The sequence below is a fragment of the Streptomyces sp. NPDC050610 genome, assembly GCF_040654875.1.
Lineage (GTDB): Bacteria > Actinomycetota > Actinomycetes > Streptomycetales > Streptomycetaceae > Streptomyces.
Map to the genome: position 1 here is coordinate 1 of NZ_JBFAIV010000004.1, position 20,820 is coordinate 20,820.

General features: G+C 68.4%; 20 protein-coding genes and 2 pseudogenes. 15 read left to right on the plus strand and 7 right to left on the minus strand.

Annotated elements, in window-relative coordinates; genetic code table 11:
• The first annotated feature begins 109 nt into the window (after positions 1 to 109).
• From AB0I22_RS06115 to AB0I22_RS06125, 3 genes are all read left to right on the plus strand, one after another.
• Positions 110 to 1,825 (plus strand): IucA/IucC family protein, encoded by a 1,716-nt coding sequence (locus AB0I22_RS06115; protein ID WP_363129456.1) that lies wholly within the window; start codon positions 110 to 112, stop codon positions 1,823 to 1,825.
• The gene (locus AB0I22_RS06120) at positions 1,822 to 2,997 is read left to right on the plus strand and encodes a type III PLP-dependent enzyme (RefSeq protein WP_363129457.1); all 1,176 of its coding nucleotides are present in this window, start codon (positions 1,822 to 1,824) and stop codon (positions 2,995 to 2,997) included. Before AB0I22_RS06115 ends, AB0I22_RS06120 begins: the two co-directional genes overlap by 4 nt.
• Before the next feature lie 75 nt (positions 2,998 to 3,072).
• Positions 3,073 to 4,185, plus strand: a complete 1,113-nt coding sequence (locus AB0I22_RS06125) for a methyltransferase domain-containing protein (protein WP_363129458.1) — start codon at positions 3,073 to 3,075, stop codon at positions 4,183 to 4,185.
• On the opposite strand, the gene AB0I22_RS06130 is transcribed toward AB0I22_RS06125, so the two are convergent.
• Positions 4,128 to 5,081: a GNAT family N-acetyltransferase gene (locus tag AB0I22_RS06130; protein ID WP_363129459.1), complete on the minus strand. Its 954-nt coding sequence runs from the start codon at positions 5,079 to 5,081 to the stop codon at positions 4,128 to 4,130. The two genes, AB0I22_RS06125 and AB0I22_RS06130, sit on opposite strands and share 58 nt — an antisense overlap.
• Positions 5,082 to 5,274: 193 nt before the next feature.
• On the opposite strand from AB0I22_RS06130, the gene asnB reads away from it, so the two are divergent.
• Entirely contained in the window at positions 5,275 to 7,134 is a 1,860-nt protein-coding gene (gene asnB / locus AB0I22_RS06135) for an asparagine synthase (glutamine-hydrolyzing) (RefSeq protein ID WP_363129460.1), read from the plus strand.
• 153 nt (positions 7,135 to 7,287) lie between these two features.
• Positions 7,288 to 7,665 (plus strand): GntR family transcriptional regulator, encoded by a 378-nt coding sequence (locus AB0I22_RS06140; RefSeq protein WP_363129461.1) that lies wholly within the window; start codon positions 7,288 to 7,290, stop codon positions 7,663 to 7,665.
• A gap of 7 nt (positions 7,666 to 7,672) precedes the next feature.
• Here AB0I22_RS06140 and AB0I22_RS06145 read toward each other — a convergent pair.
• A pseudogene (locus AB0I22_RS06145) lies at positions 7,673 to 8,203 on the minus strand (alpha/beta hydrolase); the annotation flags it as partial.
• A gap of 137 nt (positions 8,204 to 8,340) precedes the next feature.
• Between AB0I22_RS06145 and AB0I22_RS06150 the strand changes: the two are divergent.
• The 4 genes from AB0I22_RS06150 to AB0I22_RS06165 all read left to right on the plus strand — a co-directional run bounded on the left by AB0I22_RS06150 (position 8,341) and on the right by AB0I22_RS06165 (position 13,845).
• Positions 8,341 to 10,077, plus strand: a complete 1,737-nt coding sequence (locus AB0I22_RS06150) for a recombinase family protein (RefSeq protein WP_363129774.1) — start codon at positions 8,341 to 8,343, stop codon at positions 10,075 to 10,077.
• A 931-nt stretch (positions 10,078 to 11,008) separates the two neighbouring features.
• On the plus strand, positions 11,009 to 11,506 hold the full coding sequence (locus AB0I22_RS06155) for a hypothetical protein (protein ID WP_363129462.1): 498 nt from the start codon (positions 11,009 to 11,011) through the stop codon (positions 11,504 to 11,506).
• 865 nt (positions 11,507 to 12,371) lie between these two features.
• Positions 12,372 to 12,869: a phage terminase small subunit P27 family gene (locus AB0I22_RS06160; RefSeq protein ID WP_363129463.1), complete on the plus strand. Its 498-nt coding sequence runs from the start codon at positions 12,372 to 12,374 to the stop codon at positions 12,867 to 12,869.
• Between the two features lie 46 nt (positions 12,870 to 12,915).
• Positions 12,916 to 13,845 (plus strand): major capsid protein, encoded by a 930-nt coding sequence (locus tag AB0I22_RS06165; RefSeq protein WP_363129464.1) that lies wholly within the window; start codon positions 12,916 to 12,918, stop codon positions 13,843 to 13,845.
• An 83-nt stretch (positions 13,846 to 13,928) separates the two neighbouring features.
• On the opposite strand, the gene AB0I22_RS06170 is transcribed toward AB0I22_RS06165, so the two are convergent.
• Together AB0I22_RS06170 and AB0I22_RS06175 are read right to left on the minus strand one after the other, a co-directional pair.
• Positions 13,929 to 14,138, minus strand: a complete 210-nt coding sequence (locus tag AB0I22_RS06170; RefSeq protein WP_363129465.1) for a DUF397 domain-containing protein — start codon at positions 14,136 to 14,138, stop codon at positions 13,929 to 13,931.
• Complete coding sequence (locus AB0I22_RS06175; protein WP_363129466.1) at positions 14,135 to 14,980, minus strand: helix-turn-helix transcriptional regulator; 846 nt, start codon at positions 14,978 to 14,980, stop codon at positions 14,135 to 14,137. Before AB0I22_RS06175 ends, AB0I22_RS06170 begins: the two co-directional genes overlap by 4 nt.
• A gap of 137 nt (positions 14,981 to 15,117) precedes the next feature.
• On the opposite strand from AB0I22_RS06175, the gene AB0I22_RS06180 reads away from it, so the two are divergent.
• Genes AB0I22_RS06180 through AB0I22_RS06190 form a run of 3 tightly spaced genes read left to right on the plus strand, consistent with a single transcriptional unit; the run spans position 15,118 to position 15,925 of the window.
• A complete protein-coding gene (locus AB0I22_RS06180; RefSeq protein WP_363129467.1) occupies positions 15,118 to 15,309 on the plus strand; it encodes a hypothetical protein in 192 nt (63 codons plus the stop codon).
• 38 nt (positions 15,310 to 15,347) lie between these two features.
• On the plus strand, positions 15,348 to 15,632 hold the full coding sequence (locus AB0I22_RS06185) for a hypothetical protein (RefSeq protein ID WP_363129468.1): 285 nt from the start codon (positions 15,348 to 15,350) through the stop codon (positions 15,630 to 15,632).
• The gene (locus AB0I22_RS06190) at positions 15,629 to 15,925 is read left to right on the plus strand and encodes a hypothetical protein (RefSeq protein WP_363129469.1); all 297 of its coding nucleotides are present in this window, start codon (positions 15,629 to 15,631) and stop codon (positions 15,923 to 15,925) included. Before AB0I22_RS06185 ends, AB0I22_RS06190 begins: the two co-directional genes overlap by 4 nt.
• 654 nt (positions 15,926 to 16,579) lie before the next feature.
• Here AB0I22_RS06190 and AB0I22_RS06195 read toward each other — a convergent pair.
• Entirely contained in the window at positions 16,580 to 16,840 is a 261-nt protein-coding gene (locus AB0I22_RS06195) for a GntR family transcriptional regulator (protein WP_363129470.1), read from the minus strand.
• 218 nt (positions 16,841 to 17,058) lie between these two features.
• Here AB0I22_RS06195 and AB0I22_RS06200 point away from each other — a divergent pair, with 218 nt between their 5' ends.
• Together AB0I22_RS06200 and AB0I22_RS06205 are read left to right on the plus strand one after the other, a co-directional pair.
• Complete coding sequence (locus tag AB0I22_RS06200; protein WP_363129471.1) at positions 17,059 to 17,331, plus strand: hypothetical protein; 273 nt, start codon at positions 17,059 to 17,061, stop codon at positions 17,329 to 17,331.
• Positions 17,328 to 17,534 carry a hypothetical protein gene (locus AB0I22_RS06205; protein WP_363129472.1) on the plus strand — a complete coding sequence of 69 codons (207 nt, stop codon included), beginning with the start codon at positions 17,328 to 17,330 and terminating at the stop codon, positions 17,532 to 17,534. Before AB0I22_RS06200 ends, AB0I22_RS06205 begins: the two co-directional genes overlap by 4 nt.
• Positions 17,535 to 17,642: 108 nt before the next feature.
• Here the strand turns inward: AB0I22_RS06205 and AB0I22_RS06210 are convergent.
• Positions 17,643 to 17,933, minus strand: a pseudogene (locus AB0I22_RS06210) (alpha/beta hydrolase); the annotation flags it as partial.
• Positions 17,934 to 18,021: 88 nt separating this feature from the next.
• Entirely contained in the window at positions 18,022 to 19,158 is a 1,137-nt protein-coding gene (locus tag AB0I22_RS06215) for a DUF5925 domain-containing protein (RefSeq protein ID WP_363129473.1), read from the minus strand.
• Positions 19,159 to 19,374: 216 nt separating this feature from the next.
• On the opposite strand from AB0I22_RS06215, the gene AB0I22_RS06220 reads away from it, so the two are divergent.
• On the plus strand, positions 19,375 to 20,724 hold the full coding sequence (locus AB0I22_RS06220) for a xylan 1,4-beta-xylosidase (RefSeq protein WP_363129474.1): 1,350 nt from the start codon (positions 19,375 to 19,377) through the stop codon (positions 20,722 to 20,724).
• Positions 20,725 to 20,820: the final 96 nt, after the last annotated feature.

The window sequence follows — 20,820 nt, forward strand, 5'->3', positions numbered from 1 at the left end:
GGCCCCCCGCCCCCCCGGGGGGGGGGCCCCCGCCCCCCCCCCCCCCCCCCGCCGCACTCGCGGCGGCCCCCGGCACCCCGTCCGCCTCCGCACCCGCTGGAGCCGCTCCATGTCAACCGCCTCCTCCCGTACGGCCGTGACGGCCGTGGCGCACGCCGACCACGTGGTCGCGCACACCCTCCTCAACTGCCTGCTCCGCGAGGTCTCGGGACCCGAGCACCAGACGGCCGTGACCGACGGCCGGCTGCTGCTGCGGATGCCGCGCTGCGGCGTGCTGCTGGGGATCGAGCTGCGCCGCACCTCGCTGATCGGCGCGCACCGGTTCACCGGGCCGCCCGCCGAACAGCGCGACGGGACCTGGCGGGAGGTGTCCTGGCAGACCCTGGCCGAGTACATCCACCGCGAACTGGAGCTGCGCACCGGCGTCCGCAACGACGAGTTCCTCGACCAGGTCGCCGCCACCCACGCGGGCGTGTCCGCCGCCCTGCTCCCCGGCGGCCCCCCGGCCGGCGGGGACGCGTACCTGGACTCCGAGCAGTCCCTCCTCTTCGGCCACCGCTTCCACCCCACCCCCAAGGCCCGTACCGGCCGCGACCAGGACTGGGAGCGGTACGCGCCGGAGAACCGGGCCCGCTTCCCGCTGCACCGCCTGGCGGTGCGCGAGCGGTACGTGCGCGAGGAGCACGTCCGTACGGGCGCGGGCCGGCCCGGCCCCCTCGACGCCCTCGACCGGCAGGGCCCCGTCCCCGACGGCTACCGGCCGCTGCCCGCGCACCCCTGGCAGTACGCCATGCTCCGCGACCACCCGGCGCTGGTCCGCGCCCTCGCACGCGGCGACGTCCTCGACCTCGGCCCCGGCGGGCCCGAGTTCGCGCCCACCGCGTCCGTGCGCACCCTCTACGACGGCCGGGACTTCCTCAAGTTCAGCCTCAACGTGCGGATCACCAACTGCCTGCGCAAGAACGCCGAGTACGAGCTGGCCGGGGCCGTGGTGCTGACCCGCATCCTGGAGCCGGTCGCCCGCGACCTCGCCGCCCGCTTCCCCGGCTTCGACCTGCTGCGCGAACCCGGCTACCGCACGCTCGACCTCGGCAGCCGCGAACTGGCCGAGGGGTTCGGCGTGATCGTCCGCGAGGGGCTGGGTGCCCGGCTGCGGCCCGGCGTCACCGGACTGCTGGCGGCGGCCGTCGCCGACGAGTACCCGACCGGCTCCGCGCAGCTCTCCCGACTGCTGGGCGACGCGGGCCCCGACTCGGCCCTGGCCTGGTGGGACGCCTACCTCGACCTGCTGGTGCCGCCCGTGCTCGCCGCCTACCTCGACCACGGCGTCGTCCTCGAACCGCACCTCCAGAACGTCGTCGTCGGGGTCGCCGACGACGGCACGCCCCGCCAGGTGCTGCTGCGCGACTTGGAGGGCGCCAAGCTGCTCCCCGAACACCACGCGGCGCCGCTCGCCGGGCTCCCGCCGGCCGTGGCGCGGCCCATGACGTACGACCGGGAGCGCGGCTGGGACCGCGTCGTCTACTGCCTGGTCGTCAACCACCTCGCCGAACTCCTCGCGGCCCTCGCCGACCGGCACCCGCCGCTCGAACCGCTGCTGTGGGCGGCCGTCCGCCGCGTCCTCGCCGAGCGTGCCGCCGCGCACGGCGACCCGCCGCCGCTGCGCGCGCTGGTCGCCGGGGTGCCGCTGCCCGCCAAGGCCAATCTGCTGACGCGGTGGGAGCGGCGGGCCGACCGCGAGGCGGGGTATGTGCGCATCGCCTCGCCCCTGGTCGGCGACCTGCTGTCGGGCGCGGCCCGCACCGAACTCCGGAGCGCCACATGATCACCGCCCGCGCCGCCGAGCGCGCTCGCACGCTGGAAGAACTCCCGGCGTACGTACACGACTTGACGTCCCTCGACGCACACGCCCGAGCCGTACGAGCCGCCCTGCCGGACCGCGTGGAGCTGTACTACGCGGCCAAGGCCAACCCCGCCCCCGAACTCCTCACCGCCCTCGCCCCGCACGTCAGCGGCTTCGAGGTGTCCTCGGGCGGCGAACTCGCGCACGTACGGAAGGCCGTTCCCCGGCTGCCGCTCGCCTTCGGCGGACCCGGCAAGACGGAGGCGGAGATCGCGCTCGCGCTGGAGGCGGGCGTCGAGCGCTTCCACGTGGAGAGCGAACAGGAGCTGCGGCTGCTGGCCGCCCTGGCCTCGCCCCGGCACGCCGCCGAGGTCCTGCTACGCGTCAACCTGCCGCTGGACGCGGCGGAACTGGGCGGCGCGGCGCTGGCCATGGGCGGCCGCCCCAGCCCGTTCGGCCTGGACCCGGACCGCGTGAAGGCGTGCCTGCCCCTGTTCGCCGGCGACGGCCCGCTCCGGCTGCGCGGCATCCACGCGCACCTCGCCAGCGGCCTCGACGCCGCCGCGCAGCTCGCCGTGGCCAGCCGGATCGCCGACTGGACCCGCGACGTCGAGGCCCGGCACGGCCTCGACCTCACCGAGGTCGGCGTGGGCGGCGGCATGGCCGTCGACTACGCGCGCCCCGCCGAGCGCTTCGACTGGACCGCGTACGGCGAGGGCCTGCGCGCCCTCGCCGACCGGCACCCGCGCCGCACGCTCCGCGTCGAGCCCGGCCGCGCGCTGACCGCCTACTGCGGCTGGTACGTCACCGACGTGCTCGACATCAAGCACAGCCACGGCGAACCCTTCGCCGTACTCCGCGGCGGCACCCACCACATGCGCACCCCCGCCGCCAAGGGCCACAGCCACCCCTTCACCGTCCTCCCCCGCGAGAACTGGACCCGCCCCTGGCCCCGCCCCGGCGTCCGCGACACCCCGGTCACCCTGGTGGGCCAGCTCTGCACCCCCAAGGACGTCCTCGCCGCCCGCGCTCCCGTCGCCGAACTGCGCGTCGGCGACCGCGTCGCCTTCGCGATGGCCGGCGCGTACGCCTGGAACATCTCCCACCACGACTTCCTGATGCACCCGCCGCCCTCCTTCCACTACCTGACCTGACTTGGCCTGGCCCGACCTGACCGGCCGGGCCGTCGCGCCGGCCCCGTTGTCAGTGGTGGGTGCGACGATCGGGACATGACCACCGAGTACTGGGACGCCGCCGCGACCGACTTCGACGAGGCCGCCGACCACGGCCTGCGCGACCCGTCCGTACGGGCCGCGTGGGCCGCCCGGCTGCGCTCCTGGCTGCCGCGGGACCCCGCCGACGTGCTCGACGTCGGCTGCGGTACCGGGTCCCTGTCCCTGCTCGCGGCCGAGCAGGGACACCGGGTCACCGGCGTCGACAGCTCGCCGCGCATGGCGGAGCGCGCCCGCGCCAAGCTCGCGGCGGCCGGCGGGACGGCGGAGGTGCTCGTCGGCGACGCGGGCCAACCACCGGTGGGCGACCGGCGGTTCGACGTCGTCCTCGCCCGCCATGTGCTGTGGCTGCTGCCCGACCCCGGGCGCGCCCTCGCGAACTGGGCCGCCCTGCTGCGCCCCGGCGGCCGGCTCGTCCTGATCGAGGGCCGCTGGGGCGAGTCCGAGCGCGTCGGCATCACCGCCGACGAACTGGCGCGTCTCATCGCCCCCGTCGCCGCCCGCACCCAGGTCGAACACCTCGCGTACGACCCTCTGCTGTGGGGCCGTCAGGTCTCCGACGAGCGGTACGCCCTGGTCGCCCGGCCCGCGCCCCGCACCCGCCACAAGGAGATCGTCGATGTCCATCTGATCCTGCGGCGCGGCGGGGACGTGCTGCTCGGGCGGCGGTTGGACACCGGTTACGCGGACGGGCTGCTGCACGCCCCGTCGGGGCATCTTGAGGACGGCGAGGACGTGCGGGCCGCCGTGATACGTGAGGCACGCGAGGAGACCGGGGTGGTTCTCGACCCCGGTCTCCTGCGGGTCGCGCTCGTCATGCAGCACCGGGCGCCCGGCGGCGCGGCCCGTATCGGGTGGTTCTTCGAGGCGGATGTGGCGGAGGGCTGCGGTGAGCCCGTCAACCGCGAGCCGCACAAGTGCTCGCAGCTCGGCTGGTTTCCGCTCGACGCGCTGCCACAGGACATGGTGGCGTACTGCCGGGCCGCGTTGGACGCCTACCGGCGCGGGGAGCGGTTCGTACTGCATCTGCACGAGAGCGGGGATTCCATCGGTTACGAACCCGGCGCCCCGTCACGGGCCGTGGCGCTGGAGCCCAGTTCGCGTACGTAGCGCCATTCGGTGGCGGCCCGCTCGTAGCCGAACCACTTGTTGACGGCGAGCATCGGGGCGTTCTCGTCGTCGTTGCCCGTGAACGCCTCGGTGCGGCCGGCGGCGCGGGCGAGGTGCAGGGAGCGGGCCTTGACGAGCTTGGACAGGCCCCGGCCGCGGAAGGCGCGGCGGGTGCCGGTGCCGCCGGAGAAGTAGCGGGCGCCGTCGTCGGTGTGGGCGATGGTGAACGCGGCGACGGCGCCGTCCACGACGGCCGCCGTGCTCAAGTCGCGGTCGAGGAGGGGGGTTCGCCAGGTCCGCTGGAGCCAGTTCTCGTACGTGCCGCCGTTGACCGCCACGTCGCTCGGCTCGTCCTCGACGGCCTCGACGTCCGCCTCGTACAGCGGACGCGGGTCGTCGGCGAAGTGGGCGAAGGGGCGCAGCTCGACGCCGGCGGGTGGCGAGAGCTCCGGCAGCGGCGTACGGTCGAGATCAAGCCGCTGAAAGCGGCTCGGGCGGCGGCGCCGGTACCCGCGCCGCTCGGCGAAGCCGGGCGCGTGCCCGTCGTCCAGCACCCAGGTGTACACGTCGGTCGCCCCGAGACCGCTCAGATACTCCTCGGCGGCCCGGAGCAGCGCGAGCCCCGCGCCGCGCCCGCGCTCCTCGGGGAGGACGCAGGGCTGGGCGAACGCCTGCCCCGGCTCGTCGCTGTCGTGGAAGAGGCCCGCTTGTGCGATGCCTACCACTCGGCCGTCCGACTCGGCGACCAGCATCCGGTACCGCTGCGCGGCGGGCGCGTTCGCCACCTCCCAGACGACCGACTCGGCGGTGGTCGCCATGAAGGGGATGGACGAACGCCGTACCGCGGCGGCGGCCTCCGCGTCGGGCAGGGCGAAATCTCGGGTCACCAAGGTCATGGCCTTGGAGGTTATGGGTCGGCCATGGCCGGTTCCAACAGGTTTTTGCCAACCATAGATGGTGAATGCATCTAAACGGAGCGTACGGTCGGCGTCGCGGTCAGCCGCCGGGACGTGGCGGACCGTAACCGACGGGGGCAGAGCCGCGTCCCGGTACTCCCGGGCCGGCCGACCGAAAGGGGACACCGCGACCATGTGCGGTATCACCGGCTGGATCTCCTACGACAACGACCTGACCGCCGAGCGCGGGACGCTCGACGCGATGACGCGGACCATGAGCTGCCGCGGCCCGGACGCCGCCGGCGTCTGGCTGGACACCCACGCGGCCTTCGGCCACCGCCGCCTCGCCGTCATCGACATCGAGGGCGGCAAGCAGCCGATGCTCGTCGAGCGCGACGGCCGCACCCTGCTCGCCACCACCTACAGCGGCGAGGTCTACAACTACCGCGAGCTGAAAGCCGAGTTGGAGGGGCTGGGGCACGCCTTCCGCACCAGCAGCGACACCGAAGTCGTGCTGCACGCCTACCTCGAATGGGGCGAGTCGTTCACCGAGCGCCTCAACGGCATGTACGCCTTCGCCCTCTGGGACCCGCGCACCGAAGAACTGCTGCTCGTCCGCGACCGCATGGGCATCAAGCCGCTCTACTACTACCCGACCCCCGACGGCGTCCTCTTCGGCTCCGAGCCCAAAGCGATCCTCGCGCACCCCTCCGTGCGCCCCGTCGTCGACGCCGAGGGCCTCTCCGAGCTGATCGCCTTCACCAAGACCCCCGGCCACGCCATCTACAAGGGCATGCACGAGGTGCGCCCCGGCCACACCGTGCGGGTGCGCCGGGGACAGCTGACCGTGAACCGCTACTGGGCGCTCGAATCCTCCGAGCACACCGACGACCTGGACACCACCGTCCACACGGTGCGCGAACTGCTCGACGACATCGTCGCCCGCCAGCTCATCGCCGACGTCCCGCTGTGCACCCTGCTCTCCGGCGGCCTCGACTCCTCCGCCATCACCGCCCTCGCCGCCCAGGGACTCAAGAAGGCCGGCACCGGGCCGGTCCGCTCCTTCGCCGTCGACTTCACCGGCTACACCGAGAACTTCAAGGCCAACGACCTGCGGCCCACGCCCGACGGCCCGTACGCGCACGCGCTCGCCGAGCACGTGGCCTCCGACCACGCCGACATCACGCTCGACACCGCCGACCTGATGAGCCGGGCGCACCGCCGCGCCGTACTGACCGCCCGCGACTTCCCCATCGGCTTCGGCGACGGCGACACCTCCCTCTACCTCCTCTTCAAGGCCATCCGCGAGCACTCGACGGTCGCGCTGTCCGGCGAGTCGGCGGACGAGGTGTTCGGCGGCTACCGCTGGTTCCACGAGCCCGACATCGTGAACGCCGACGCCTTCCCCTGGATCGCGGCCGGCGTCGCGAGCACCTTCGCCGGCGGCGGGAGCAGCACCCCCGGCCGCGAGGGGCTGTTGGACCGCAGCCTGCTCGCCAAGCTCGACCTGGCCGGCTACGAGCACCAGCGCTACCGCGAGGCGCTCACCGAAGTCCCGCACCTGGACGGCGAGACCGGGCTCCAGCGCCGGATGCGCGAGATCAGCTATCTGCACCTGACCCGCTTCGTGCAGATACTCCTCGACCGCAAGGACCGGGCCAGCATGGCGGTGGGCCTAGAGGTCCGCGTGCCGTTCTGCGACCACCGCCTCGTCCAGTACGTCTTCAACACCCCCTGGGCGATGAAGACGTTCGACGGCCGCGAGAAGTCCCTGCTGCGCGCGGCCACCCGCGACGTGCTCCCGGACGCCGTCGCGAACCGCGTCAAGAGCCCCTACCCGAGCACCCAGGACCCGCGCTACGCGGTCGCCCTGCGCGACGAGCTGAAGCAGGTCACCGCCGACAAGAACTCCCCGGTGCAGGCGCTGCTCGACACCGGCGTCGTCGTTGAGGCCCTCGCCGACCCCACCGGCGCCGAGCACCGGGCCGGCACGGAACTCGTCCTCGGCCTCGACACCTGGCTGCGGGACTACGGCGCTGAGCTGGAGCTGTAGCCGCACCGGCCGGGCATCCGGCTGGGCATCCGGCCGGGCACGGCGGTCGGCCACATCGTTGGGTCACGCCGACCGGCCACGGCGGGGCGACCGGCACGCGGGGCGTGGCGCACAATGAGTGCGACAAACCACCCCCCAGCCGGGAGTCCCACCGTGGCCTTGCGTATCACCGTCGATCCGGGCGCGCAGCACCCGCCGTACGAACAGCTCCGCGCCCAGATCGCCGGGCAGGCCCGCTCCGGCGCGCTCCCCACCGGCTACAAACTGCCGACCGTACGCGGCCTCGCCGAGGAACTGGGCCTCGCCGCGAACACCGTCGCCAAGGCGTACCGCGCCCTGGAGGCGGACGGCGTGATCGAGACCCGCGGCCGCAACGGCACCTTCGTCGCCGCCGCCGGGGACTCGGCCGAGAAGGAGGCCGCGAGCGCCGCCGAGGCGTACGCGCGGCGCGCCCACCGCCTCGGCCTGGACGAACGGGCGGCGCGGGCCGCCGTGGACGACGCCCTGCGCGCCGCCTACGGCACCGGCTGAACCGGGGCTAAACGGGCCGCACGGGCTGTACGCGGTCGAGGAACGCGCCCAGCGCCTTGTCGAACTCCAGCGGCCGCTCCAGGTTCGGCATATGGGCGGCGCCCTCGATCACCACCAGCTCCGAGTCCGGCAGCCGCGCGTGCATGGCCTCCGCGTCCGAGACCGGCGTGTACTCGTCGTCGCGCCCCACCACGACCAGCGCGGGCACCGCGACGCGCGTCAGCAGCTCGCTGTAGTCGGGGCGCTCGGCCCGCCCCCGCAGCGCCGCCGCCGCACCCTCGGGCGGGGCGCCCGCCATCATCCGGCGCACGTGGGCGGCGACCTCCGGCAGCTCCGCCACGTTGGCCGGGGCGACCATCTTCGCCAGCACCTCGTCGGCGTACCCGGCCATGCCCTCGCGCAGCAGCCGGTCCGCCATCGCGTTCCGCACCGCCTTCCCGGCCTCGGTCTCCGCCGCCGGGAAGGTGTCCGCGAGCAGCAGCCCCCGCACCCGGTCCGGGAAGAGCCGGTAGAACTCCATGACGATCTGACCGCCCAACACTCAGAACTAGATGTTCTGGAGTGCAAAAAATGGTGGCACCGAGGCTGGTCAAGTCGGATAGCGGGCAATCCTTGGTCCCTACAGGGAGCATGGAAGAGACCGAATGTAGGAAACCTCTGCCCTCCCCAGAGGGTATGGAAAGAACACATGGCCACCGGAACCCGCTCGCAGGGACGGCTTATACCAAGACCCTTCGGGGGGTGCGATGCGTACGCCTCTCCGTACTGACCGACGAGACCACCAGCCCCGATCGGCAGCGCGAGGCAGGCGACATAGCCGCTACCGCCCTCGATATCGATTTCGGCGAGGGTGACCAGTTCCGCGAAGCCGTGGACCTTGACGTCAGCGCTTCCACGTTCGGCCCGTTCGACCGTCCGCAGCTAGGTGGATGGCTCGCGCGCCCCGACGAGTTCGACGCGCTTGTCTGGTGGCGCTTTGACCGCGCGATCCGATCCATGGGGCACATGCATGAGCTGGCGAAATGGGCGCGCGAGCATCGAAAGATGCTCGTTTTTGCCGAGGGAATCGGCGGTGGTCGGCTGGTGTTCGACTTCCGCAACCCGATGGACCCCATGAGCGAACTCATGATGCTCATGTTGGCTTTCGCTGCCCAAGTCGAATCCCAGAGCATCAAAGACCGTGTTACCGGTGCCCATGCAGCAATGCGCAAAATGCCGTTGCGTTGGAGCGGAGGACGCCCTCCGTACGGCTACATGCCTGCCCCTATGCCCAAGGAACACGGCAATTTCGGCTGGACGCTCGTCCCCGATCCGGAAGCCGTAGAGGTCATTGAGCGGATCGTCCGAGAGTTGTTCGAGGGGAAGACCGTTTCTGCTATTGCTGTGGGACTCAACGCAGACAGTGTTCCGAGCCCGCGTGATCACTGGGCTGTGCAAAAGGGACGCAAGAAGGGCGGAAAGACCGGAGGAGTCGAGAAACTGGTAAAGGACGCGTTCCTTTGGAACGCAGCGGTCATTACGCGCATGTTGCGTAACGAAGCGCTGCTCGGCTGGAAGATGCATAAGGGCAAGCCCGTGCGCGATGCCGAGGGCAACCCGATCATGCAGGCGGAAACGCCGATCATGACGCGAGAAGAATTCGACCGCATTGGTTCAGCTCTGGACAAGCGCAGCATCGACAACCGCGACAGAAAGGATACAGACGCGTTGCTGTTGCGGGTGATTCACTGCGACTCGTGCGGTGGACGTATGTACCTGAACAAGGAAACTAAGGCGAATCGAACAACCACGTACAAGTGCAACTGGTACTCACGCGGGTTCAAGTGTGAGAAGCCTGCGAACATCAGAGGTGATTGGGTCGATGAGTACGTGACGGCCGAGTTCCTACGGCTGGTCGGCCCGATCCCTGTCAGCCGGACAATCATCACGCCGGGATACGACCCGACGCCGGAAATCGAGGCAACACAGGCAGAGTTCGCCGCTCACCAAGAAGAGAAGGGACGGCAGAAGTCCAACGCAGCGAAGCGTGCATGGCAGGAACGCGCTGACGCTCTCGACAACCGCCTAGCCCTACTGGAGGCCACCCCCGCACGCCCGGAGACACGCGAAATGACACCGACCGGCCGCACGCTCGCCGACGAGTGGGCAGACGCCGACAACGAGACACGACGACACATGCTCATCGAGGCAGGGGCACGGCTCGACGTCCGCAGGGGGACACGGGGTGGGTGGCGCAAGCTCGACACACGACGCGTGGATTTCACCATCTCGGGAGAGTTGGACCCCGCCATTGAGGAGTACATGGCGCTGCGGGAAGAACTGACGGCGACCGACGAGAACGACCCGACGCCCATGAGCCGCATACGGCTAGTCAAGCGGACTGATACCGCGGTGGTCGGGCTGGCCGCGTAGCGGCCCCGTACAGCCCCGAGAAGAGCCCTGGTGAGCTCCCTTTGCCTGCCGGGGCTCTCCCGTGCCCGCAGACAGGCGTACACGGCTTCTTGGGGACCTCGCTGACCACTCGTCGGCCCGGCCCGGTCGATGACTGCCCTACAGCGAGAAGCAGAGGTGATGGAGTGACGGTTTACACCACTTTTTTAGAACACATAGAAAAAATATAGAGAAAGAGAGACTGGTACCCCGATCGTCACCGCGTCACCGAGTCGCGTTGGGCAAGGCTCGCCCTCCCCATAGAAGTAGAGCGAGATCACTCCGCGTGCTACCCGGACGAGGTAACCCGGCGGTTCAATCGTGCGCTGAGCGCGGGAACTCGTCGGTCCCTACTACTCGGGAGGAAAGGGGCGGTGAGGCAGGTCCGCTACGGCGGGCAGGAATTCGCTGGTCCCTACGACGCAGCGCGTGCGGGTTACAGCGCACCCACCACAGGAGTGGGAGCGGGACCGCACCGCAAGGGCTGTGAGACACGGGAAACCTTCGCTCTCTCGTAGTACCGAGAGCAGGAACCCGCCGGCTGCCCGACAGGACGGGGGCCTCCACCACGCCACTGTGCTGGCAAGGCTTGCTCTCTACAACAAGAGGAAAGAGAGCCCGTGCCGGTAGCCGAGTGATGTGGGAAACCTCTTCTTTCCACTACGGGGGAGAGATACCGCACACCCACGCCAAGAGGCAGCCAGGAACGCCAGGACGAGTACCAGGACCACAGGGGGGCACCCCTTGTCTCTCGCTGCTATCCGTCGGCGCGGGGGCCGACCGTGGTTGCCCAACAGTCAAACCAGAACTTCCCCTCAGCAACTGTCGGAGGGGATTTTTCATGCCCGAAACGAACAGGAAGGAGTGCCGTCCCCGCTCGGGCCAGTGAGCCGGCTGGGGGCGGCTAATCATCATGGTGAACATCGAGAACCTGTCTGCAAAGGTGGCCAAGCTGCGTGCCGCCGCCGAAAAGAGCGTGTCTCCGCTCGCTGCTGCCGAAGCCGAGCTGGCGGCAGCACAGGAAGCCGAGAACACCCGCAGGGAAGAGCGCGGCAAGGTGTATGACGCCCGCACCTTCGATGCCCGGCACCTTGCGGCCGAGGACGCGCGTAACAGCTCTGAGGAGCCGCGTACGCGGTTTGAGCGGCTGATTGCCGAACAGCCCTGGTTCACCGCGTGGGCAGAGATGCGCGCAGCCCGCTACCGGGCGTGGGACATCTCGGTTGAAGCGCAGAACGCTGCCGTCAACACAGGTGCCGACTATATGTCCGTGCCCAACGTGACGGTCGGTGAGGCAGATTTGATTGGGGACCTGACGCGTCTCGCGGACGAACAGGCCCGGAGAATTGCCACGGCCGAGGCAGAACAGCGCAAGACCGCACGGGAGGCGTTCATTACCGACACGGACTGATACCCGAGATCGGTGGTCGCTCACGATGGGGGGAGGACGTGGACAGGAACGTTCAGGTGCTGTGCCGCTCGTGCCATGGGCTGAAGACGGCTACGGAGTTCGGGGCTAGCGCGACGTGAACCACGCGGCAAGCCCGCTTCCTGCGGCCGTGGTGAGGGCCGTAACCAGCCACCTGGGGACGCGCTGAATCGTCAAGTGCAGTCCACCAAAGCGGAGTTCGACAACGGGTGCAGGTGCAGGTGCCTTTGTCATGCGTCAATGCCATCACGGCTCGCGCAGCGTTGAACAGGTCTTTTCCCCCGCCTCCTTCCCGCCCTCTACCCGCCCTTCACCCGCCCTTTCGGAGGTGCCCCCTGTGCTGCGTAAGCCCCCCTTGCTCGATCCCCGGTTGCCCCCTGTTGACCAGGGCGGGCGGACGCTGCGAGCGGCACGAGCGTGAGGCCAACGCTGACCGTGCGTCGCGTGGCGGTGCTGTGTACACGACGCGTTGGCAGCGCATCCGGCGCGCGTACCTGTACCGCAATCCGTGGTGCGTGCTGTGCGGCCGAGCGGCGAACGTCGCGGACCATTTCCCTTTGTCGCGGCGTGAGTTGATCGCTCGGGGCGAGTCGAATCCGGATGCTGCGAAGCATCTTCGTCCGTTGTGTGTCGCGTGCCATAACCGTGAGACGGCGCGTAATCAGCGTGGTGGTTTTGCTGCCGAGGCTATTTCTCGGCGTGAGTCGGGCGAGCGTCCGCCTTTCTGACCAGGGGGGTACTCCCTTCCCCTCGCCACGCTGAGCGGCAGGGAGCGTGAGAACTTGCGCCGTAACTAAAGTATTTTGTGCGAGCTGCAAAAAGCTCCCTCAAAAGAGAGGAATTACATATGGCCGACCCTTGGCGCAGAAAGCCGGTGCTGCAAGTCGTCCGCGAAGGAAACCCCGGAAAACGCGCCATTCAGGAAAGCGCCAAAGTTCCGCCCGCCGAACTGGCCGAACCTGATTGGGTTGAGACATTCAAGGGCGTGGACGGCCCCGAACAGAGCGCGGTGAATGCCCGCTGCCGGAATGTCGCGTCCCAGGAGTGGCGACGCGTGGTCCCCGTACTGAAGCTTTCTGTGGGGCTCGGAGAGGTGGATACGGCGCTGCTTAAGGACTATTGCATCACAGTCGCTCGTATCGACCAGTGCGAGCGTGAGCTATCCGCGAACGGATTGCTCATTCGTGGTGAGCGCGGCTGGCAGAAGAACGGCGCAACCACGATCGCCGGACAGTATCGATCTCAACTCGCCCGCTACATCAGAGAATTGGGGCTGTCGCCGAGTGCCCGTAGCGGCATCACCCCGCCCGATCCTGATGAGGACGACGACGGAATATTTGACTGACCGCAAATCACCGAGAACCCCCTAACCATTAAGGAGACCGAATAAAGTGTCTTTGTCTCTTGCCGAATCTGCCAAGTTTTCCACGACCGATCTACAGCGCGGAGTGATAGAGACTTTCGTTGAGCAATCCAGCATCCTGGACCGTATCCCGATGCTCACGATCAACGGAAATGCATATGCCTACAATGAGGAATCCGAACTACCCGGAGTAGAATTCCGATCCGTCGGCGAGTCCTACAGGGAGTCGACTGGAACCGTAAATCAGCTCTTCGAATCGCTGGTAATCCTCGGTGGTGATGCGGATGTTGACAGATTCGAAGTGAAAACCCGAAGCAACCGGATTAACCTCCGCGTCGAGCAGACGCGCATGAAGGTCAAGTCTGCATCGATGAAGTTCAACGAGACGTTCTTCAATGGCGACACGAAGAAGGATCCGAAATCTTTTGATGGGCTGCGGAAGCGGCTCGCCGGCTCGCAGATCCTCGCCGCAAACATTCCAGTTGTGGGCAACGGGAGTTCAGACGCGCTGACGTTCTTTGACAAGCTGGATGAGCTAGTGGGTTCGGTGCCCGGCATCGATGGGGGAAACGGAGCGATATACACCAATGCTCTGGTGATCGGGAAAATTCGCTCTGCCGCTCGGAGGGTGGGCGGCGTTGACCAGCTTCGAGAGGACCTAACGAAAAAGGTAGTCACGCGCTACAACGGAATCCCGATTCTAGACGCCGGACAGACGAACACGGGGGCAGACATTCTCGCGCCCACGGTGAACGGTTCAGAAATGTATGCGGTGAGGTTTGGCGGGGACGAAGAAGATCGAGCTGTTACCGGACTCACCAACGGCGGCGTACAGGCCGATGACCTCGGCCAGATCAAGTCAATGCCTGTCTACCGAACCCGCATCGAGTTCTACTGCGGCATAGGAGTGTTCGGCGGCAAGGCCGCTGCGCGTCTCACTGGTGTACTTAACGGCTGACGCCATCAAAGAGCCCCGTACTCGTCTCCCCTGGCTGGGTGACGGGTACGGGGTTCTTTTGTGTTATTGCCCGCGGGGGATGCTCAGGCGTCGTGATGGGCAGCGAAGCCGACGAACGATGCCCACGCGGCCGGCGAGACCGTGAGTATCGGCCCGTGGGGGTTCTTGCTGTCACGGACGGGGACGACGCCGGTAGTGGACGCTATGCCGGGCGACCACTCGACGCACTGGCCGCCGTTGTTGCTGCTGTAGCTGGACTTGATCCAGTCGATACGCTCGGGGTGGACGATCATTTCGCTAGCTCCTCCATGTGCCGCCGGATCAGTTCGGCCGACTCTTGGGGCGACAGGGCGTAGCCCCTAAGCAGATCATATGCGTGTGTGGCGGCGGCAACTTCATCGTGGTCGAGCGCCATGCGTCCTTGAGAGAAGCCGTCTACGTACAACACATCGTGTGGTGGGTGAGTTCCTGTCTTCACGCCGCCCTCTTGGTCAAAGCCCAGGAGCGTGAAGGGCCCAGCTAGTCCGGGGTGGGAGACTACGGAACGGGGGATTACCTGAATGACGGTGCGTGGCTGGCCGCCTGCTTCCAGGAGTCGGTCGAGCTGGGCGCGCATCACCTCCGGCCCCCCGAGGGGGCGTTCGAGTGCGTTCTCGTCCATGATGATCCAACATCGCGGCTCGTCTTCCCGCTCGAAGACCGCCTGACGGGTCATGCGGGCCGCGACCAGGTCACTCACCTTGTCGGGCCGTCCGCTCTCCAGTAGTGCCCGTGCGTAGTCTTCCGTCTGTAGCAGTCCAGACACAACCTGACTGTCGAATACACAAATTGAGGTGGCCTGTTCCTCCAATTCGACGTACGGAAGAAACCACTTCGGGTATGCATATCGGATGACCAAAGGGTGCAGGTCGGCGAAGAAGTCGACGCCAAATGCAGTATCGAGATCACAAGCTACATCGAAGGATGGCACACGTTTCGCGTGTTCCACATAGCTAATCATTGCCCCAGTTGTGTGCGCCTTCTTCGCTAGCTCCGTTTGAGACCAGCCATGGGCATTACGGAGTTTGAGTACTCGTGAGCCAAAGAAGCCCAAGAGGCTTGTAGATGCTGCTGGTTGCCCGTTGTCGTCTTCCATTGGCACGGATGTACGACCTTCCTCCGTGATCTTGGTGTCTTAACTTTCGGAGTGTTAAGGGCCCGGCCCTGTCGAGCGTGCGCAAACGTACCGATCCTTGAAGTCTAGGTGAGCGAAAGCCCCGAGGAAGGCCCGGTATGACCACGCGCAAGCATTCCGTACCCCGAACCGACTACAAGGACACGGTGGTTGACGCGGTGATCCGGGCGGGTGGCGCGTGGCGCATAGCTCCGGCGTGGTGGCTTCCCGCGAGCGAGTACCGCACCGACCGGGCCGTACTTGCCCGTGTCCGAACCGAGTTGGGCCGGATGATGTGGGTGTTCTCATGAAGAGCCGGGCGCACCAACGAGGATCAGGCGAGCGGACCGTGAAGCGGCTCCAGCGCGCCTACGGTGCCGTCTGCGACTGGTGGTCGCTGTACGGCCAGTTCTCTTTTCCTGTGCGAGCTGTCGCACCCCACCGGCGCCAAGCCTACGCGGCCGTGACCTCGATCTATCGCCCGGTCGAGTCGCGTGCGCACGAGGCGCGGATCATGCGGCTTGCCCTGCGGATCAAAGATGCCGAGGAGTCACGCGGTGCACCCGACGACAGCCCGCTACTGCGGGAAATCCTCGGCCCCGACGATGAACTGATCATGAGGAGAGGGAAGTGAACCGCACTTTCCGGTACATGACGTGGACATTCGAACAGGACGCGACCACGTACCCGGAGTACAGCGCCGTGTGCGTCACGGGCGAGGAAAAGGACTGCGGGGAGATGATCCGCTCCGGTGGCGCGGAATGGGTCGAGGAGTGGATGCGCCGCCACACGCAGGACACCGGGCACACCCGCTACCGCCGGAACTTCGGCGACTACGTGACGCTGGAACCTCCGGGTGGGGTGCGCGTGGTCTCTGGCGAAGTCATTCAGCCCCGCGCGCTGCCTACTGGGGGCGACGCGGCATGACCCGCGAACGGGTCGCCGTCGCCCTCTTGGCGACCGGGCTCGTGGTCGCAGTGGTGGTATCGCTCTGGCTCTTGGCCGTGATCGCGTCCCGCCACCCCTAGATGCCCCGCCCTGTCGGCTACCCCCCGAGGAGTCGGCGGGGCGGCGGCCCCACACACCGGACAGGGGCCCTTGCCGGTGTCCGGAAAGGCCAGGCAAATGATTGAAGAACCTCTCCCGTCCTGTGCCTACTGCCGAGCGCAGATAAAGGCATTGGTCCAAGCGCGGAACGCGCGTGACGCGAGTGCGGTTTCGGACTGTCGTGTTCGCATTGCGCGCTGCAAGGCGTCGAAGCACAGCCCGGTATCGAGGGAAGGGTCATGATGACCACTCGCCGTACCGCTACGGAATTTGGGTACGCACATGTTCCAACGCGCGGCACGGTCGCGGGACTTGGCGACATGATGCCCCTGTGTGATCGCGTGGGTCGGTGGGTCAGGAACGCCGGCGAGTGGCGCTATACGACCTGCGGGACGGGGCGGGTCGACATCTACGCCCCGCTCGGGCTCCGGCTGGACACCACGGACCACGTGAGTGAATGAGACTCCCGTCCCGGTCGCACGCCTCTTCCCGTGAAGCGGGGTCGGCCGGGGCGGGGCTCTGCGCTCAGACTCACTAGTTGTCGCCACCACCGCCCCTCTCGCACACGTACGTACCGCGCTGCGGAACGGTGAACACGTGGCCTTCTTCGCGGAGGAACCGCACGGCATTGCGGACGGTCTCGCGAGCTACCCCGAAGCGTTGCACCAAGGAAGCTTCCGAGGGGATCCGTCGGTTCGCAGGCAGAGCCCCGCTCTGAATGTCAGCGATGACCAACGCTGCGATTTGCCGATAGACCGGCGTCGGGGACTCGTGATCAATCTCGGATGCAGTCATAGAAGGACAGTAGACAACTGGCCATGTGGAGGCTCTTCCCTATACGTACATGTATCTCTATAGACGAAGGTAGACCAGTTGCCCTACCGTCGAACATGAAAGCGCCCCGACAGACCGATTAGGCCCGGTCCATCGGGGCTCACCGAACAGCTTGACTAGGAGCTGAACGACGTATGCGTGACCCTATCGTTCGCCGTGCCCTCACGTGGATACTCCGCGTGCTGCTTCCCGCCCGAGGGCGACACAGCGCACCGGCCCCCATCGAGACCACGCCGACCACCGAGACCGACACCATGCCCACCTGGCGCAAGTCATGGGGCACTGGACCGACCTCCGCGCAGGCACAAGCGATCTTCAAGGCCAAAGAAGTCGAACACCTCACCCTCGAACAGCAGGAACGATGGTGGGCACTCGCGTTCGCGGAACTCGGTTCGGATTTCGATCACCCCACGACCAACATCACCCCCGTGCGTCGGGCGGTGGCCGCATGACCGCCGAAGAGCTGTTCCGGCCCGTCCCGCCCGCCGTGGTTGCCACCTGCTGCGTCTGCCGCACGCTCACCAGCGCACCGATAGCCGTCCGCTACATAGAGACCGCGAGCGGCCCCGGACACACCCTGTACGTCTGCCCCGACCACATTTACGGCGTCGAGCTAGGCATGACGACCCGCGCAGAACTCCGCACGCGCCCATAGCGCTCCCCGCAGACAGCGCCACCAGCCCCGTTCGGCCACGCGCCGGGCGGGGCTTCTGTGTTCCCTGACGTGCGCGTATGCTCAGAACTGGTAGTCAGGAGTGTTGGGACCGCCCATCGACAGGCCGCCGATCACCGCGCTCTCGATCTCCAGATGGTCGAGGAGCGCGGCGAGGTCCTGTGCGAACACGGACAGCGGCGTCACGCCCGGCACGACGCTCGACTCGCCGTAGCCGCGCAGATCCGGGGCGATCACCCGCCGCGACGCGCTCGCGAACGCGGCGGCCTGCGGCCCCCACATCGAGCGGTCGAAGGGATGGCCGTGCACGAGCAGCAGCGGCGCGCCGCCGCCCTCGTCGTCATAGCCGACCGTTATGCCGTTCACCGAGGCCGAACTCACCGCTTGCCTCCCGCTGTTCAGAGGTTCCGGGGCTTACCGGATGTCAGGGTGCCAGAGCTGGCAGAACTGACAGCTCTGATAGGGGCCGTCAGAGGTACAGGCCCGCGTCCGCGCCCTCGTGCTGCGCCGGGACCGAGGCCGGCCCCGTACCGCGGCGCAGCGCGAACAGCTCGGCCAGCGTCGCGCCGTCGCGGCCGACGCCGTCCTCGTGGCCGAGCCAGGCCACCGACTCCTTGCGGGTCAGCGAGCCGACCTCGATCCGGGCCAGGCAGCGGCCCGGCCGTACGACCGCGGGGTGCAGCCGCTCCAGGTCCTCGTTGGTGGTGACGCCGACCAGGACGTTGCGGCCCTGGCCGAGCAGCCCGTCGGTGAGGTTCAGCAGCCGGGACAGCGCCTGGCCCGCGGTGTGCTTCGCCTCGCCGCGGATCAGCTCGTCGCAGTCCTCCAGGAGCAGCAGCCGCCACCGGCCCTTCGGCGTGCCCTCGTCCTCGCCGATCGCGATGTCCATCAGATAGCCGACGTCGTTGAAGAGCCGCTCCGGGTCCAGCACGCAGTCCACTTGGCACCAGTCCCGCCACGAGCGGGCCAGCGTGCGCAGCGCCGAGGTCTTGCCCGTACCGGGCGGGCCGTGCAGGAGCAGCAGCCGGCCCGCGATGTCGTCCGGGGTGACCTTCATCAGCCGGCCCATGGCGTCCGCGACCGGCGCGGTGTAGTTGGGGCGGATCTCGTCCCACGTGCCGGCGGAGATCCGCCGCGTCGTGCGGTGCGGCCCGCGCCGCGGGGAGACGTACCAGAAGCCCATCGTGACGTGGTCGGGCTGCGGCTCCGGCTCGTCCTCCGCGCCGTCGACCGCCTGGCCCAGCACGCGCTCGGCCAGCTCGTCGGTGGTGGCCGTCACGGTGACGTCCGCGCCGCGGTTCCAGCGGGAGACCAGCAGCGTCCAGCCGTCGCCCTCGGCGAGGGTCGCGCTGCGGTCGTCGTCGCGCGCCGAGCGCACCACCTTCGCCGCGGGGGGCAGCAGCGTCGCGCCGGACCTGACGCGGTCGACGGAGTGGCTGCGGGCGTACGGCTGCTCGCCGGTCGTGAACCGGCCCAGGAACAGGGCGTCGACGACATCGGAACAGGAATCGCTGTCGTCCATGTTCAGCCGGATGGGGAGGACGGCTTCGGCGGGGGGCGTGGGCAGGGTCTGCCTCCTGGTCGCGGGGTGGTTCTCGGCGCACATGCCCCCATGATCCGGCACGTAACGCCCCGGCGTACACAGATTTTCCCCTTCCCGCGCAGCCCACGAGGGGCGCGCCGGGGAGTTGGCGAACTGTTCGGACAGAAGCCCCCGGAAGCGGTGCGCCCGCCGATACCCTTGCCCTTTATGGGGCGTCATGGTGGGGGACGGGCGGGGTTACGGGCGCGGGTGAGGGCGCGGTGGCGCATCCTCACCCTGATGGGGGCCGGCGCCGTGGCGCTCGCGGTGGTCTTCACGCTGTGCAGCGGCTGGCCGGGCGGCGGCGCCGAACCGGGGTCCTCCACCAGCACCGGGGTGTACGGCACCCCGAAGAAGCCCGGCGGCTCCTCGACGACCGAGCTGGGATGGGGGTTCACCCACACCCAGTACAGCGCCGACCACGGCGGGAGCGCCGCCAAGAAGTCCGCCGACGAGCTGCTGTCCGCCGACCCCATGCCGCAGAACCAGCACATCATGGGTTGGGGCGCGGACAACCCCGAGCCCGAGCCCGGCACGTACGACTTCAGCGACCTCGACCGGCGCGTCGAGCTGATGCGCAAGACCGGCGCGACGCCCGTACTCACGCTGTGCTGCGCCCCCGACTGGATGAAGGGCGGCTCCGAGGGCGACACGGACTGGTCGAGGAAGTCCCTGGAGAAGGCCCCCGAGCCCGAGCACTACCAGGACTTCGCGGACCTCGTCGGGAAGATCGCCGAACGTTACCCGGACATCCGCCACTTCATCGTCTGGAACGAGCTCAAGGGGTTCTACGACAACGACAAGAACCGCTGGGACTACGAGGGCTACACCGAGCTCTACAACCTCGTCTACCAGGAGCTCAAGAAGCGGAACCCGGACAACCAGGTCGGCGGTCCCTACGCGGTGATGGACAGCGACCCGCCGGGCGACGCCACCAACGCCTCGACGCTGAGCGGCCCCTGGGGCGTCATCGACCAGCGCTCCCTCGACGCCGTCGAGTACTGGAACCGGCACAAGGAAGGCGCCGACTTCGTCGCGGTGGACGGCTCCAGCTACACCCGCGAGGACGACCGGCTCATCCCCGACGAGTTCGCCGCCACCCAGAAGTTCGCCGACGTCACCACCTGGCTGCGGCGGACCACCCACCTGCCCGTCTGGTGGGCCGAGTGGTACGTGGAGCCCCCCGACGCCAACGACGACCGCAAGGGCTGGACCGAGGAGCACCGCACCGCCGTGCAGGCCGCCGCGCTGCTGCGGATGGCCCGCGCGGGCGTGGCCGCCGCCTTCTACTGGAACCCGCAGAACACCGGCGCCGCCTGCCCCGGCTGCCTGTGGCGCTCCACCGAACTGGGCGGCGGGGGCAAGGAATTGCCGATGATGGAGCTGCTGTCCCGCTTCGAGAAGGCGTTCCCGCCCGGCACCCGGCTGCGCCAGGTCGACGTCGCCGCCGACGACCGGCCCAATGTGCTGACCGTCGCCTCCGACAAGGACGTGCTGGTCGTCAACACCCTCGACCGCGGGATCAAGGCGTCGGTCGACGGCCGGAGCTTCGACATGGACGCGTACGGCGTGCGCTGGCTGAAGCGCTAGCCCCGGCTGGAGTCGGCAGTCCCGGCCGGAGTCGGTAGTCCCGGCTGGAGTCGGCAGTACCGGGCGGAGCCCGTACGGACCCGGGAGCGGTCCGTA